Source organism: Halomonas sp. GXIMD04776, assembly GCF_049808615.1.
Lineage (GTDB): Bacteria > Pseudomonadota > Gammaproteobacteria > Pseudomonadales > Halomonadaceae > Modicisalibacter.
Map to the genome: position 1 here is coordinate 216,317 of NZ_JBNCAN010000001.1, position 13,643 is coordinate 229,959.

General features: G+C 58.1%; 13 protein-coding genes. 4 read left to right on the forward strand and 9 right to left on the reverse strand.

Translation table 11 applies throughout. From position 1 onward, the window contains the following. The first annotated feature begins 402 nt into the window (after nucleotides 1–402). Entirely contained in the window at nucleotides 403–807 is a 405-nt protein-coding gene (locus tag ACPF7Z_RS01040) for a DoxX family protein (protein ID WP_425191294.1), read from the forward strand. Between the two features lie 127 nt (nucleotides 808–934). Here the strand turns inward: ACPF7Z_RS01040 and ACPF7Z_RS01045 are convergent, their stop codons facing one another. Genes ACPF7Z_RS01045 through ACPF7Z_RS01055 form a run of 3 tightly spaced genes read right to left on the reverse strand, consistent with a single transcriptional unit; the run spans nucleotide 935 to nucleotide 2,630 of the window. Next, nucleotides 935–1,642 carry a uracil-DNA glycosylase family protein gene (locus ACPF7Z_RS01045; protein ID WP_425191295.1) on the reverse strand — a complete coding sequence of 236 codons (708 nt, stop codon included), beginning with the start codon at nucleotides 1,640–1,642 and terminating at the stop codon, nucleotides 935–937. 60 nt (nucleotides 1,643–1,702) lie between these two features. After that, the gene (gloA, locus tag ACPF7Z_RS01050) at nucleotides 1,703–2,143 is read right to left on the reverse strand and encodes a lactoylglutathione lyase (RefSeq protein ID WP_425191296.1); all 441 of its coding nucleotides are present in this window, start codon (nucleotides 2,141–2,143) and stop codon (nucleotides 1,703–1,705) included. 22 nt (nucleotides 2,144–2,165) lie between these two features. Further along, the gene (locus ACPF7Z_RS01055) at nucleotides 2,166–2,630 is read right to left on the reverse strand and encodes a DUF411 domain-containing protein (protein ID WP_425191297.1); all 465 of its coding nucleotides are present in this window, start codon (nucleotides 2,628–2,630) and stop codon (nucleotides 2,166–2,168) included. 110 nt (nucleotides 2,631–2,740) lie between these two features. Here ACPF7Z_RS01055 and ACPF7Z_RS01060 point away from each other — a divergent pair, with 110 nt between their 5' ends. Continuing rightward, nucleotides 2,741–3,277 (forward strand): DNA-3-methyladenine glycosylase I, encoded by a 537-nt coding sequence (locus ACPF7Z_RS01060; protein WP_425191298.1) that lies wholly within the window; start codon nucleotides 2,741–2,743, stop codon nucleotides 3,275–3,277. A gap of 4 nt (nucleotides 3,278–3,281) precedes the next feature. Here the strand turns inward: ACPF7Z_RS01060 and ACPF7Z_RS01065 are convergent, their stop codons facing one another. Further along, the gene (locus ACPF7Z_RS01065; protein WP_425191299.1) at nucleotides 3,282–4,919 is read right to left on the reverse strand and encodes a BCCT family transporter; all 1,638 of its coding nucleotides are present in this window, start codon (nucleotides 4,917–4,919) and stop codon (nucleotides 3,282–3,284) included. Between the two features lie 260 nt (nucleotides 4,920–5,179). Here ACPF7Z_RS01065 and ACPF7Z_RS01070 point away from each other — a divergent pair, with 260 nt between their 5' ends. Continuing rightward, nucleotides 5,180–6,250 carry a metal-dependent hydrolase gene (locus ACPF7Z_RS01070; protein WP_425191300.1) on the forward strand — a complete coding sequence of 357 codons (1,071 nt, stop codon included), beginning with the start codon at nucleotides 5,180–5,182 and terminating at the stop codon, nucleotides 6,248–6,250. A 36-nt stretch (nucleotides 6,251–6,286) separates the two neighbouring features. Here the strand turns inward: ACPF7Z_RS01070 and ACPF7Z_RS01075 are convergent, their stop codons facing one another. Together ACPF7Z_RS01075 and metE are read right to left on the reverse strand one after the other, a co-directional pair. Beyond that, nucleotides 6,287–7,000, reverse strand: coding sequence for an MliC family protein (locus ACPF7Z_RS01075; RefSeq protein ID WP_425191301.1), 714 nt, complete (start codon nucleotides 6,998–7,000; stop codon nucleotides 6,287–6,289). 200 nt (nucleotides 7,001–7,200) lie between these two features. Beyond that, nucleotides 7,201–9,486, reverse strand: coding sequence for a 5-methyltetrahydropteroyltriglutamate--homocysteine S-methyltransferase (gene metE, locus ACPF7Z_RS01080; RefSeq protein ID WP_425191302.1), 2,286 nt, complete (start codon nucleotides 9,484–9,486; stop codon nucleotides 7,201–7,203). 133 nt (nucleotides 9,487–9,619) lie between these two features. Between metE and ACPF7Z_RS01085 the strand changes: the two genes are divergently transcribed. Beyond that, nucleotides 9,620–10,534, forward strand: coding sequence for a LysR family transcriptional regulator (locus tag ACPF7Z_RS01085; RefSeq protein ID WP_425191303.1), 915 nt, complete (start codon nucleotides 9,620–9,622; stop codon nucleotides 10,532–10,534). 14 nt (nucleotides 10,535–10,548) lie between these two features. Here ACPF7Z_RS01085 and ACPF7Z_RS01090 read toward each other — a convergent pair whose 3' ends face one another. Genes ACPF7Z_RS01090 through ACPF7Z_RS01100 form a run of 3 tightly spaced genes read right to left on the reverse strand, consistent with a single transcriptional unit; the run spans nucleotide 10,549 to nucleotide 13,372 of the window. Continuing rightward, nucleotides 10,549–10,980, reverse strand: a complete 432-nt coding sequence (locus tag ACPF7Z_RS01090) for a lipocalin-like domain-containing protein (RefSeq protein WP_425191304.1) — start codon at nucleotides 10,978–10,980, stop codon at nucleotides 10,549–10,551. Between the two features lie 38 nt (nucleotides 10,981–11,018). Beyond that, the gene (locus ACPF7Z_RS01095; protein ID WP_425191305.1) at nucleotides 11,019–12,650 is read right to left on the reverse strand and encodes an ATP-binding protein; all 1,632 of its coding nucleotides are present in this window, start codon (nucleotides 12,648–12,650) and stop codon (nucleotides 11,019–11,021) included. Between the two features lie 5 nt (nucleotides 12,651–12,655). Continuing rightward, complete coding sequence (locus ACPF7Z_RS01100; RefSeq protein ID WP_425191306.1) at nucleotides 12,656–13,372, reverse strand: winged helix-turn-helix domain-containing protein; 717 nt, start codon at nucleotides 13,370–13,372, stop codon at nucleotides 12,656–12,658. Between the last annotated feature and the right edge of the window lie 271 nt (nucleotides 13,373–13,643).

Below are 13,643 nucleotides of genomic sequence, written 5' to 3' on the forward strand. Positions count from 1 at the left end.
AAGACACCCTTGGCCATAACACCGCACTCTCTTCTCATCATTCGTTACAGGTTATTATTGAGATTACAAGGAGTCGAGACTGATTGATTTCAACGCGGATACGATGAATATTTTAGTATTTATCGACACCTGAAAACGTCACGACATTTCTATCTTATGAATTTTTTGTCCTTGCAATCAAAATGATGCAGAGTAATGACACCCTGGCTTTTCACGCCTCAGCAGAAATGATTGTTGTAATTTTTTTATAGGAATGATGCTGCACTGCCACTCTTGATTAGCTGTTATAAATACGGCATTGGCGTTCCTATCGCAGCACTTTGAAACAAATACACAATTTGATTCACAATCAAGGCTGTTTTTCCTTAATTTTTGACGATTTTCCCATCGAGAGGCCTTTGCATGCTCAACGCGTTGCACAATGAAGCACTGGGTAAACTTATTCTACGCCTTGGCGTTGGCGGGTTGATCTTGCTGCACGGGATCGCCAAGTTGCTCAATCCGAGTAGCCTGAGCTGGATCGGCGATCAAGTCGCCCGTTATGGCTTACCCGAGTTTCTGGCCTATGGTGTACTGATCGGCGAGATCGTGGCGCCGGTGATGCTGTTGCTGGGCTGGCACGCACGTATCGCGGCGCTGCTCATCACCATCAATATGGTAGTCGCCATCATCCTGGTTCACACGCATGAATTATTCACGCTGGGAAGCAGCGGTGGCTGGGCGCTCGAACTACAGGGCATGTTCCTGGTCGGCGCCCTGACGATAGTGTTCACAGGAAGTGGAAGGATGGCCATTCGGCCAGATTAGTACTGGAATGGTTCAAGATGCTCATTTACACCCGTAAACTCCGCATTCTCGCTGTATTTTGCTTTGTGACCCACACGGATGTGGGACAGGCAGGCCCGCCTCGGGCCTAGCGCTGGGCTTCGTTCGTCTATTTTTCAGTGCCTGCAAAAGCGCTGCAACGCCCTGCCACGCCCAGATCATCGAGACGCCTTTCAAGAAGACCAGGAAAACGCTTGTACCAGGTCTGATTGAGGGGTGATGGATGAGGAAGCGGCGCCAGATCAAAGGTCGCTTGTTCACCACTTTCCAACACCAGCGGGGTGTGATGCAGGGCTTCAAAGCGATCCTCTCGTGTCCAGAAGGCTTCCAAGGCTTGACGCACCTCCTTCGGCTGATTGATCCCGAACCACAAAAAGGCTTCTCGGCCCAGAGTGATCACGGTGCGTCCTTGCCAATGCGTGACCAGAAGTTCCGCCATCAATGGCTGAAAGCGCCTCTTGACCGCCATGGACCACGCTTTGTTGCCGGCCGGTTTGTAAGGCACCGTATTGGCCCAGAACACCCGTCGACCGACCTCGAGCGAGGCCTCGAAATCCGGCAAGGGTTCACCATGAAGTGCCTCGTAGAGCGGCCCGCGAACCTTCTGTCCACCGCTGCCCACGAACGGCGCACCGTGCTTGATTTCCTGGCGCCCCGGATCGCGACCAAAGAAGCCGATGGGTGCCTCTCGAGGACCCAAACCAATCACCGGTTCCAAAGGATCCTTGTCGAACTGGCGATAGACCTCCAGATCCACCCCTTCCAGATTCTCCGCCTCACGACGAAAGGCGGTACGTAATGAGTCGCTTAGCTGCATAAGCCCTCCTTGGCAGCAATCTCTTAGCATCTGTTTTATGATTCAATCACAAACAGATTCTTACCAAGTCCCAGTATTCTCCATGGACGCCCAAGGCTCCTGGACTGGCAGTGCATCGCCGGCCTGCAACAGTTCGATGGAAATCCCGTCCGGCGACCGCACGAAGGCCATATGACCATCCCGTGGAGGGCGGTTGATGGTCACCCCATTCGTCTGCAGATGTTCGCAAAGTGAGTAGATATCATCGACCCGATAGGCGAGATGACCGAAGTTGCGCCCGCCGGTGTACTCCTCCGGGTCCCAGTTGTGGGTCAGTTCGATCATGGGCGCGCGATCCTCCTGGGCGCGTCGCTTGTCCTGAGGCGCCGCGAGAAAGACCAGGGTGAAGCGTCCCTTCTCGTTATCCTTGCGGCTGATCTCCTCGAGTCCAAGCAGATCGCGGTAGAAGTGCAGCGAAGTGTCCAGATCGCTTACGCGTACCATGGTATGCAGATATTGCACGATAGAGGCTCCTGACGATCGATTATTGCGATTGCGGATACTGGCTAAACACTTCCGGATTTTCTCCATCCCGCCAGAGGTAGACCGCGTACTCATCCTCGCGACCGGTTTCCATGCCTGGTGAACCCTGGGGCATACCCGGCACTGCCAATACCGCAGGCTTGGCATCGCTCTCCAGTAAACGACGCACGTCGCTTGCGGGTACATGGCCCTCGATCACGTGCTCCCCCACCTTGGCGGTATGGCAGGACGCCAGTTGAGGATGCACCCCCTGCTCACGCTTGATGGCATTCATCTTCGGGGTGGCGTGCTGGACCACCTCGAAGCCATTGGCCTCCATGTGTTCCGCCCAGGCGGTGCAGCATCCACAGTTGGGATCCTTCCACATCTCGACGGTGGGGGCGGCCCAAAGCGGCATGGAAACAAGCCCCAGTGCCAGTGCAGCACTCATTTGACGCAGGCGCCGGGAAGAAGAGGTTATGAACATAGTGCGTCTCACTTTTTCTGTTGCTGCCGATTACGGCATGATAGGGCATCATCGCATGGGGATGTCGCACCGGCATTGACACGGATCAGTCATTCAAGAGGAGTCGTTACATGCCCGATTACTGCGACCTGGCACCGGGCCATCCGTTCCATGGTCCCTATCATGATCACGAATATGGCTTTCCAGTCAACGAAGATGACGTGCTGTTCGAGCGTCTGGTGCTGGAGATCAATCAGGCAGGGCTTTCCTGGCTGACGGTGCTGAAAAAGCGTGAGGCATTTAATGCCGCCTTCGAAGGCTTCGTCGTGCCCCGCGTTGCCGCCTATGATGATCGTGAGCGCAAACGACTGCTCAACGATGCCGGCATCATTCGTAACCGGTTGAAGGTCGATGCCGCCATTCACAATGCCAATGTCGTGCAAGGGCTGCAGAAGGAACATGGCAGCTTCAAGGCCTGGCTGGATCTGCATCATCCCTTGTCGTTGGATGAATGGGTGCGCCTGTTCAAGCGCACCTTTCGCTTCACCGGTCCGGAGATCGTCAATGAACTCTTGATGAGCACTGGCTACCTGCCCGGTGCTCATCGCGATGACTGCCCGGTACAGGCCCGGATACTGGCCAGCCATCCGCCCTGGTCACAAGGGTAACCGATTAGCGTGGTTCGCTCGCCACTGCCTTCCACACCGAATAGCACATTACCAGCAGTACCAGCGAGAAGGGCAATCCGGTGGCCGTCACCCCCGCCTGCAACGCCGTGAGGCCGCCGCCCACCAGCAGAGCAATCGCGATCATGCCCTCGGCCGTTGCCCAGAACATGCGCTGAGATACGGGAGCATCGGTCTTGCCACCCGAGGTGATGGTATCGACCACCAGGGAACCGGAGTCCGATGAGGTGACGAAGAAGATCAGTGTCAGGATGATGGCGATGGTCGAGACGATGCCCGGAAAAGGCAGTTCATTGAGCATGCCGAACAGCGACAGTTCGGGGCTGTAGCTGTCGATCACATTGGCCTTGACGAGGCTGTTTTCGGGATCGGCGAAGAGTTGGTCGATGGCGATACCGCCGAAGACCCCCATCCAGAGGAAGATGATCAGGCTAGGCACCAACAGCACCGACACGACAAACTCGCGCACCGTGCGACCGCGGCTGACCCGGGCGATGAACATGCCGACGAAGGGTGACCAGGAGATCCACCAGGCCCAGTAGAAGGCGCTCCAGTCTTCGCGATAGGCGTCATCCGTGCGACCGAAGGGCATGGAGAGCGGCACGAACTCCCCGACGTAGGTCACCAGTCCATCCCAGAACCCGCTGAGCGCCGCGAGGGTCGGGCCGGCGAAGAACACGAAGAGAAAAAAGAAGAACGCCATGACCATGTTGATCTCGGAAAGCACCTTCACACCGCCGTCGAGCCCTCGCCACACCGACACCAGCGCCACCGCGGTGACCACGACGATAATGGTAATTTGCGCGGTGAGGCTGATCTCCATGCCAAATACGAAGTTGAAGCCCGCATTGGCCTGCTGCGCGCCCAGTCCCAGGGAGGTGACCAGCCCGAACAGGGTGGAGAAGACCGCGAGCACGTCGATCAAATGACCCGTCCAGCCCCACACGCGCTCGCCCAGCAATGGATAGAAGGAAGAGCGAATCGAAAACGGCAATCCCTTGTTGTAGCTGAAGATCGACAGGGCCAGTGCCATGAGCGCGTACACCCCCCAGCCATGTAATCCCCAATGCAGGTAGGTGCCGGCGATGCCCAAGGCCCGGGCATCGGCAATGTTCGCTTCGATGATCTCGCCCTCCGGACCGATGGGCGAAGGCACCCCGAGGGGGGAGGAAACCGCCATGTGATAGACCGGTTCGAGCACGCCGAAGAACAATAGCCCAATGCCGATGCCGGCGGCGAACAGCATCGAAAACCAGGCGAGATAGGAATAGTCGGGGCGCGCATCCTTGCCGCCGAGGCGTACCGAGCCGTAGGGCGAGATGGCCAGCACGACACAGAAGAGCAGATAGAGATTGACGACGATGATGAAATACCAGTCCAGGGTGCCGGTGGAAAAATCCACCACGGCCTGGAAGACCTGGCCAGCCCTGTCCGGAAACAGCAGCGTGAGGATGATGAAGACGATCGTGGTGCCGGCGGAGATGCCGAAAACTGGATTGTGAATATCGAAACCGATAGGGCCGAGACTGCCTTCGATATTGTCCTGACCGACGACGTAGTCGGTATCGATGAGTGAGTCCTGGGGCGCATGACCGCCCTCGCTGGAAGATCCGTTTTCTGTCATTGTTATCTCGCTGTGCTGTTTTGATCGTTGACGTTCTACAGGACGCCTCGAGTCACCTCATCGACAATAGTGAAGCTCAACAAAATCATACTAGCCTACGCGCGGCGAGTTTGTGACATACTTCCACATCGAAAACAGTTCTAAGCGTCAGCACGTGAGCACCGCGATCACAGAAACCCAGCTATCAAGACGCGCTGCTGGCGCTCTGCCGAGAATGTACCAATCGCCATTTCAGCAATGATAAAAGTTCTCCGATTTCTATGGATTCCCTGACCCAAGCCTGTCTGGGCGCCGCAGTCGGCGGCGCGGTGCTTGGCCGACGCCTGGGGCGTAAGGCATTGCTTGCTGGAGCGGTACTGGGCACTCTTCCGGATCTCGATGTATTGATCGACTATGGCGACGCCGTGGCCGATTACACTTATCACCGTGGCTTCAGCCATTCGCTGCTGGTGCTCGCTGGCCTGGCGCTGCTGCTTGCGCTCCTGTCGACGCGCTTGATTACCTGGGGGAATATTACCCTGACGCGATGGGGGCTATTTTATGGCGCCTGCCTGCTGACGCATCCCCTGCTCGATGCCTTCACCGCCTACGGCACTCAGCTGTTATGGCCGCTGAACACTCCGCCAGTGAGCTGGTCGAGCATCTTCATCATCGATCCCCTGTATACCTTGCCGCTGTTGATCGCCGTGGCCTATGGGCTGATCCGGGGATATCGTCCTCGGTCGCTGACCTGGGGATTGGCCTTGTCCAGTGCCTATCTGGTGTTTTCCATCGGCGCCCAATGGACGATCGATACCCGGATCGAGCCTCTTTTGGCCGAACGTGGTCTGGAAAACGCGCCTCGACTCGTGCAGCCGACGCCGTTCAATACACTGCTGTGGCGAGTGACGGTGATCGATGACACAGACCATCAGGAAGCATTGGTCGGGCTGTTCGATACTCGGCCACCGCTGTTCGAACGTTTCTCGCGAGGAGCGCAATATGAGGATAGTGTGCAAGAGTTGTCCAGCGGGCGACGTCTTTACTGGTTTGCCGGGCCCTTCTTGAGCTACCGAACCCAAACGAGTGATGAAGCCGTGGAGCTGATCGCCACCGACTTACGCCTGGGCGTGCCCGGCTTTCATCCTTTCAGCTTTTCCCTGGCGGCAAGCAACGGCGATGGTTGGGCGCCGATCACTACGCGACTGTTAGACGAGCGCTCGGCAGGTTCGGACGCGCTGGCACTGCTGGCCCGGCGCGTCTTTTCACCCGATCGGCGCGTGTGTCCCTCCGCTTTCGCCAGTACGTCTCAGACAGCATCCACTGATACCTGCCAATCGCATCAAGAGTAGGAGTCGGCTACAGGTGCCACTTTACTCCTATCCGTACTAGCGTTCTTCGATGCCCTGGCCGCAACCGAGCAATTTCTGGGTGTCAGAGGTTATCGTGACGCGCACCGGAAAGGGTTTACCGCTCATGCTATCGAAACATGCCCTGGCCTCCAGTTCGACGGTCAGAGGCTGGGCCGGGTCCTGGCTGACCAGGGTCATGCTTGCGTGCTGGCCATTGACGACATTGTCTACCTTGTAGGGAAGTACCAGGGTGCGCTTACCGTAATCCGTTACCCAACTCAGTCTCGGTGTCTGGCGATCCAGTCTCAGCGCCCAGCCGGGTTCGTTACCCTTGGCATAGAAGATCGTGTCGGGATGCTGGCGGCGGTCCCAGGTCTTGCGCTGCGCATCCTGTTGACACTCGAGTCGGCCGTTGTCGCTCTCGACGAGGGCGATATCGCCCTTGTTCCAGAACGACAGATCATCTTTGGTGTAGCGCGCTCCGGATGCCACGACGGCCCGCTCGAGCTCATAGTGCCCTTGCCCTGACCACAGGCGTAGCCGGTTATCGGGAAAGGTCGCAATCAAATCCTGAGCCGGGGTGCAGCGCCAGGCGGTGAATGCCTTACCGCCATCGGCGAAAAAGGCCGATGGCAGTAGCGGCGATGAGGGTTTGTTGCTCGCTTGCGTGGATCCATCCTTCTCCGCAGGAGTCGCAGGCGTTATCTCAACCACCCGCTCCTCCATTTGCGGTGCGGTGGTCGTCGACATTGAGGATGATAGGGTGCACCCCGCCAGGACGAATGCAACGAGCACAGGTACAATGAACCTCACAGCCACCTCCAGAATGAAAGAATTAATCATCAGGAGATGATATTACCAGTCATCGCACACTGCTCATGCCTCTTACCGCCACCTTTTCCGGCTTCATTTTAGGGTATTGAGCCTATTGATCTTTCAACGATAGTCCGTCAGGAATAGCGCCGCCGCAACTCCCCTGCCGCCTCGACCATGTTGGCCAATGCCGGCTCGACCTCTGCCCAGCCTCGGGTCTTGAGGCCGCAATCCGGATTGACCCACAGGCGCTCCGCGGGCACCTTGTCCGCTGCCTTTTGCATCAGCGTCACTATCCAGCTTACCTCGGGAATATTCGGCGAGTGAATATCGTAGACCCCCGGGCCGATCTCGTTGGGATAGGCGAAATCCTCGAAGGCATCGAGCAGCTCCATGTCGGAACGCGAGGTCTCGATGGTAATGACATCCGCATCCAGTGCCGCAATGGCATCGATGATGTCGTTGAACTCCGAGTAACACATATGGGTATGAATCTGCGTTTCGTCCCGGGCCACCGCCGCCGATAGCTTGAAGCAGGTCACCGCCCAGTCCAGATACGTCTGCCACTGTTCACGTTGCAGAGGCAACCCTTCGCGCAGTGCCGGCTCGTCGATCTGAATGATGCCGATGCCGGCCGCTTCGAGATCCGCCACCTCATCGCGCAGCGCCAGGGCGATCTGTCGACAGGTCGCCTCACGTGACTGGTCGTCCCGTACGAAGGACCACTGAAGAATCGTCACCGGTCCGGTCAGCATGCCCTTCATGGGTGCATCGGTCAGACTTTGCGCATATTCGCTCCAGCGCACGGTCATGGGCCGAGGCCGAGCGACATCGCCAAAGATGATCGGTGGTTTGACACAGCGCGATCCATAGCTCTGCACCCAACCGAAACGAGTGAAGGCAAAGCCATCGAGCAGTTCGCCGAAGTACTCGACCATGTCGTTACGCTCGGCTTCGCCATGCACCAGCACATCGAGCCCTAGCGCCTGCTGACGTTCAACGGCAAAAGCGATTTCCTCGCGCATCCGGGCTTCATAGGCCTCGAGCTCCAGAGTCCCGGCCTTGAAGGCGCGACGTGCGGCACGAATACCATCGGTCTGCGGGAAGGAGCCGATGGTGGTGGTGGGAAACAACGGCAGATCGAAGCGCTTCCGCTGCACCCTGGCACGCAGAGGGTAGGCATTGGTCCGCTCCGCGTCACTCTGGACAAGCGCCCCGAGACGTTTCGCCACCGCCTTTTTATGAATACGCTTCGAATGACGACGCCCCTCCAGCGCAGTCGTCGCCTCCGCCAGGCGCTCCTCGTCCGCCGGAGTGCCGCGATCGTCGAGCAAGCGTGTCAGAAGGGCGACTTCGTCGAGCTTCTGTCGAGCAAACGCCAGCCAGCTCTTGAGCTCTGCGTCGAGTTCCGTTTCGCTTTCGAGATCCACCGGGACGTGCAGCAACGAACAGCTCGGTGCCAGCCATAGGCGATCACCCAGCCGGACCTTGGCATGAGCCAGCGTTTCGCGCAGTCCGGCCAGATCGGCGCGCCAGACATTGCGGCCGTCAATGGCGCCGACGGAGAGAATCTTGTAGGTTGGCAGACGATCGAGAACCCGCTCGAGTTGTCTGGGAGCGCGTACCGTATCGATGTGCAGCGCCTCGACGGGCAGGCCAACGGCCAGGGCCAGATTGTCACCAAGATCACCGAAGTAAGTCGCCAACAGCACCTTGACCGGCGCGGATTGCAGTCTGTTATAGGTGTGCTCCACGGCCTGTTGCCATGCCTGAGGAAGATCCTGCACCAGTGCAGGCTCATCGAGCTGCACCCACTCGACGCCTTGACTCGCCAGTCGCGACAGGATGTTGCCATAGACCTCGATCAACCCTTCGAGCAGCTCGAGACGGTCTAAGCCCGCATTCTTTTCCTTGCCCAGCCAAAGCCAGGTCACGGGGCCGAGCAAGGTGACCTTGACCGCATGACCGGCGCTCAGGGCTTCCTCGACTTCGTCGAACAATCGTTCGCTGGCGATCCGAAAGCGTTGCCCTTGATGAAGCTCAGGAACCAGGTAGTGATAGTTGGTATCGAAATACTTGGTCATCTCGCAGGCGGCCGCCGGCGTGCCACTGGGCGCGCGCCCCCGGGCCATGCGAAAGGTGGTATCGAGATCGACTTCATTTGCGTCGTGCTCGAAACGCGGCGGTACCGCGCCAATCAGTGCCGAGACGTTGAGCACCTGATCATAAAAGGCAAAATCGCCGACACTGACCAGATCGAGACCCGCATCGCGCTGAGCCTGCCAATGCCGCGCGCGCAATTCAGCACCGGTGGTTTCCAGAGCCGCCTGGTCGATCTCGCCCTTCCAATACGCTTCAACGGCCTGCTTGAGTTCACGCTTCGCGCCAATCCGCGGGTAACCTAAGGTGTGTGCCAGTGTCATCGTTATTCCTTGAAGAAATTAAACGGTAAGATCGGCGATCAATTTCGCCATATGCGTTGGACGCAGTGTCACTGGCGCTACGAAGTGAATCAAACTAAATTATCTAATCATCAACGTGAATGGCTTTCATGCAATGCTCGAGCTTCGTCATCTTCGAACCTTAGTTGCCCTACGCGAAGCAGGCTCGCTGGTCGAGGCGGCCGAGCGGATACATCTGACCCAGTCGGCACTTTCGCACCAGATCAAGGACCTGGAAGAGCGTTTGAACACCCCCTTGTTTCTACGCAAGACCCGACCGGTCACCTTTACTCGGGCCGGCGTGCGATTACTGGAACTGGCCGAGCGAATACTTCCTCAGGTACGCATGGCGGAGAGGGATCTGGCACGTCTGGCCGGCGAGGAACAAGGCCGGCTACATATGGCCATCGAATGTCACAGCTGCTTTCAGTGGCTGATGCCGACCATCGATCATTTTCGCGATCACTGGCCCGAGGTCGAAGTCGACATTCCCAGCGGGCGCAGTTTCGACCCCTTGCCCGCCCTAGCCCGGGAGCAGCTCGACCTGGTGATCACCGCCGATCCCCAGCCCCTGACCGGTGTGCACTATGAACCGCTGTTCCGCTATGAAGGCTTGCTGGCGCTATCTCGTCAGCATGCGCTTGCCGACAAGCCTTTCGTGACCGCCGAGGAGCTGGCCGGGGAGACCCTGATCATCTATCCGGTGGAACATAGTCGGCTGGATGTCTTCACCCAGTTTCTCGAACCCGCCCAGGTGATGCCCAAGGAGATACGCACTGCGGAACTGACGGTCATGATGATGCAGCTGGTGGCCAGTGGGCGCGGCGTCTGTGCGCTTCCCAACTGGGCATTGACCGAATATCTGGAGCGCGGCTATGTGCGCGCCCTGACATTGGGAGAACAGGGCGTGTGGAGCACACTGTTCGCCGCGATTCGTGAAGAGCAGCGCGATCTGCCCTGGATGGAGGATTTTCTGCGCACCGCTCGCGAGACCTCGTTTGCGGTGCTGGAAGGCATCAAGCCGGCGTAAGAACAGTAAACGAACTAGGGTCGGTACCATTCCAGCACTGTCTCATATCCCTTTTGTGGCAACTGTGGGTTGGGCTCGTCGGTGGAGAGCACCAGCCGATCGCCGACGAAACGGACCTGACGGGATAATCGGCTTCCCTCCCAGAGAGGGAGGCTGGCGATCTCGACCTCATGATGTACCACGTCCTTTTGCAAGGACCAGCCACCCCCATAGGCGAAGCCACTACGAAAATGCGCCGCCAGGCTAGCGTCACCATCGGGATCGAAGGGCGGTCGTTCATTGGCCACCACCTGCACTGCCATACGCCCAGGCAAGCCGTCCTCCAGCAGATAGAGAAGCTGTCCCCTGGCATGCCCAAGAGGCGCCAGCTCACGGCCATCCGGCCAACGATAGACGAAGCTTACCAGCGACCAATGCCCACTCAATGCCTGTACCGTTATTGTCATTGTTATTGTCCTTTAGTTGTCCAGAAGAACCCACCCACTCAAACGGAAGCATCCTTAGCGGATTGTACCGACACCGGAAGCAATAGGCTAAAGCGTGCGCCGCCCAACTGCTGGCTTTCATCGACGATCACGCTGCCGCCATGCCACAGCATTACCTTCTGCACGATGGAGAGTCCAAGCCCATAGCCACCGGAGCGTCGGGCGCGACTGTTATCGAGACGGGCAAAGGGTTTGAAGATATCCATGCGATCACCTTCCGGCACCCCGGGCCCATCATCTTCTACATCCAGACGCACCGCACGGGCATCCTGGGTCAGACGAATCAATACCCGCGACTCGGCATGACGACAGGCGTTGGCCACGAGATTCTGCAACGCCCGTTGCAGATAACGCGGCTCGGCGATGACCTCGATCTCCTCGCCCGGCGCCACCTCGATGCGTATGTCAGGGTGTAGCGAACTCAGTGCTTCCACCACCCGCTGAGCCATGGCACGACACTCAATGCTATCGGCATCGATGCTCACGCTGCTAGCGTTGTCGCTGCCCAAACGCGCATAAGTAAGAATCTCATCGATCAGTTGATCGAGTTCTTCGATATCGCCATCGATGCCCTTCAATTGCCGGCGCACCGCCTCCTGTTCGGTCATGTCCTCGACCATTTGTGCCGCAAAACGAATGCGGGCCACTGGCGTGCGCAACTCATGGGACACGGCGCGAATCATCTCCTGCTGTGCGCGCAACAACGACTGCACCTGAGCCGCCATACCATTGAATGCCATGCCCAGACGGCCCATGAAATCGCTGCTTTCAACCTTGACCCGGGTATCCAGATAGCCACCTGCGATACGTGTCGCCGCCTTCTCGAGCCGGGTCATGCGGGTCTCGACGCCACGCACGATGAGATAGATGGCGCCGGCCAACACGATCAACGACACCAGTACCAATCCCAGAGTCAGGATCAGCGGCATGGTGTCAAAGGCATAGACCGGCCCCACCTTCAGCCAGCGCAGTGAACCATCCACCGGCGATACCAGGCGAGCGTGCGCCGAGATCGAGCCTTTTTCGGCCATCCAGTGCAGCACGACATCGCCATTGGCCAGGCGGCCACGCTGGCGAGAATCGAGCATCTCCGGAGGAGACGAGGAAAGCGTGATGGGCAGCGACTGGTTATCGATCAACGCCTGCAGCGGCTGCTCTGGGTCCGCCATGGCTTCGAGCCAGTCACGCAAGGTATCGACCAGGCCACGCAGTTGTTGGCCCGAAAGCTGGGACAGGGTTACCTTCAGCAATAGCGGCTGTCCGGGCACCTGACGCCACAGGTTCCACGCATTGCCCGCATCGTCATACATCACCAGCGGTCGCCCATCCTCAAGACGCCGACGCTGGAAATAGCTGAACGTCTGTTCATCCCGGGAGTACAGCGATAGTTGCATGTCGAGGCGCTCGCCTTGACGCTGTAGCCACCTCTCCCGCTCCACCGGCTGCACTTCGCTCAACAGGGTCGTGAGCAGCGCCATGGGCGTATCCGCCAAGCGTTCGCGATAATATTCGCGCCGTACCTGATCGACCATCAGATAGCCCATCATTGCCAGGCCGAAGGTCAATACCAAGGCCAGGAGCAGCGTGGCGTAGACACGTACGAAGGTACTGTCGGCCAGGGTACGACGCATGATGCTCAGACGTCCTTGACGAACAGATAGCCTTTGCTGCGAACCGTCTTGATGCGATGCGGCTGGTTGGGATCGTCACCGATCTTGGGACGAATACGCGATACCCGCACATCGATGGAACGATCCTGACCGTCGTACTTGATACCGCGCAACGCCGAGAATATTTCTTCTCGGGTCAGCACCCGGCCGGCGTTGTCGGCAAGCAGCCAGAGCAGATCGAACTCGGCGCTGGTCAGATCGATACGCTCGTTGCTGAGCCAGGCCTCCCGAGTGGCACTGTCGATCAGCAGATCGTTGAAGGTCAGCCGTGCAGCACCGCTATTGCTCTCGATCTGATCGCTACGACGCATCAAGGCCCGCATGCGCGCCAACAGCACTCGGGGTTGGACGGGTTTGGGCACGTAGTCGTCTGCCCCCATCTCCAGGCCCAGCACTTGATCCATATCGTCGGTACGCGCCGTCAGCATCAAGATCGGGCCGGCATATTGAGGCCGGACGCGACGGCAGATCGACAGGCCATCTTCGCCGGGCAACATGAGATCGAGAATGACGATATCCGGCTCCAGTTCGAGGATGCGCTCGACGCCGTGCGCCCCATCGGCCTCGATGGCAACCCGAAACTCATTGGCCTCGAGATATTCGCGGGTCAGGTTGGCCAGGCGTTCGTCATCTTCGATGATCAGTACGAAGTCCTTCTGTTTGCTGTCCAAGCTGTCATCCATCCTATTCGTCTAAGTGATGTCGTGGCGTCGCGGGTATTTGAACCAATGCTACACCTTGCTACAGAGGGTTACGAGATAGTCACCCTCAACAATAGTGGATAGAGGCAAATGATGCCTAAATTCCTACATATTGCGCTCGCAAGTCACCTCACACTTATTTACTGTTTTTCTAAGAATGACCTAACCCCGCGTTTTATCACGCAAGAGTGAAACAACCCCCAGAAGAGACACAAGCTATCCACAGGTTGTTCCCTTGCCGCCTGCTTTTTGA

Bases quoted from the DNA above. Each gene is read 5' to 3' on its own strand.
- ACPF7Z_RS01040 (WP_425191294.1), top strand. From the start codon at position 403: ATGCTCAACGCGTTGCACAATGAAGCACTGGGTAAACTTATTCTACGC.
- ACPF7Z_RS01070 (WP_425191300.1), top strand. From the start codon at position 5,180: ATGGATTCCCTGACCCAAGCCTGTCTGGGCGCCGCAGTCGGCGGCGCG.
- ACPF7Z_RS01100 (WP_425191306.1), bottom strand. From the start codon at position 13,372: ATGGATGACAGCTTGGACAGCAAACAGAAGGACTTCGTACTGATCATC.
- ACPF7Z_RS01075 (WP_425191301.1), bottom strand. From the start codon at position 7,000: ATGTCGACGACCACCGCACCGCAAATGGAGGAGCGGGTGGTTGAGATA.
- ACPF7Z_RS01085 (WP_425191303.1), top strand. From the start codon at position 9,620: ATGCTCGAGCTTCGTCATCTTCGAACCTTAGTTGCCCTACGCGAAGCA.
- ACPF7Z_RS01095 (WP_425191305.1), bottom strand. From the start codon at position 12,650: ATGCGTCGTACCCTGGCCGACAGTACCTTCGTACGTGTCTACGCCACG.
- ACPF7Z_RS01090 (WP_425191304.1), bottom strand. From the start codon at position 10,980: ATGACAATAACGGTACAGGCATTGAGTGGGCATTGGTCGCTGGTAAGC.
- ACPF7Z_RS01045 (WP_425191295.1), bottom strand. From the start codon at position 1,642: ATGCAGCTAAGCGACTCATTACGTACCGCCTTTCGTCGTGAGGCGGAG.
- ACPF7Z_RS01065 (WP_425191299.1), bottom strand. From the start codon at position 4,919: ATGACAGAAAACGGATCTTCCAGCGAGGGCGGTCATGCGCCCCAGGAC.
- ACPF7Z_RS01055 (WP_425191297.1), bottom strand. From the start codon at position 2,630: ATGTTCATAACCTCTTCTTCCCGGCGCCTGCGTCAAATGAGTGCTGCA.
- ACPF7Z_RS01060 (WP_425191298.1), top strand. From the start codon at position 2,741: ATGCCCGATTACTGCGACCTGGCACCGGGCCATCCGTTCCATGGTCCC.
- metE (WP_425191302.1), bottom strand. From the start codon at position 9,486: ATGACACTGGCACACACCTTAGGTTACCCGCGGATTGGCGCGAAGCGT.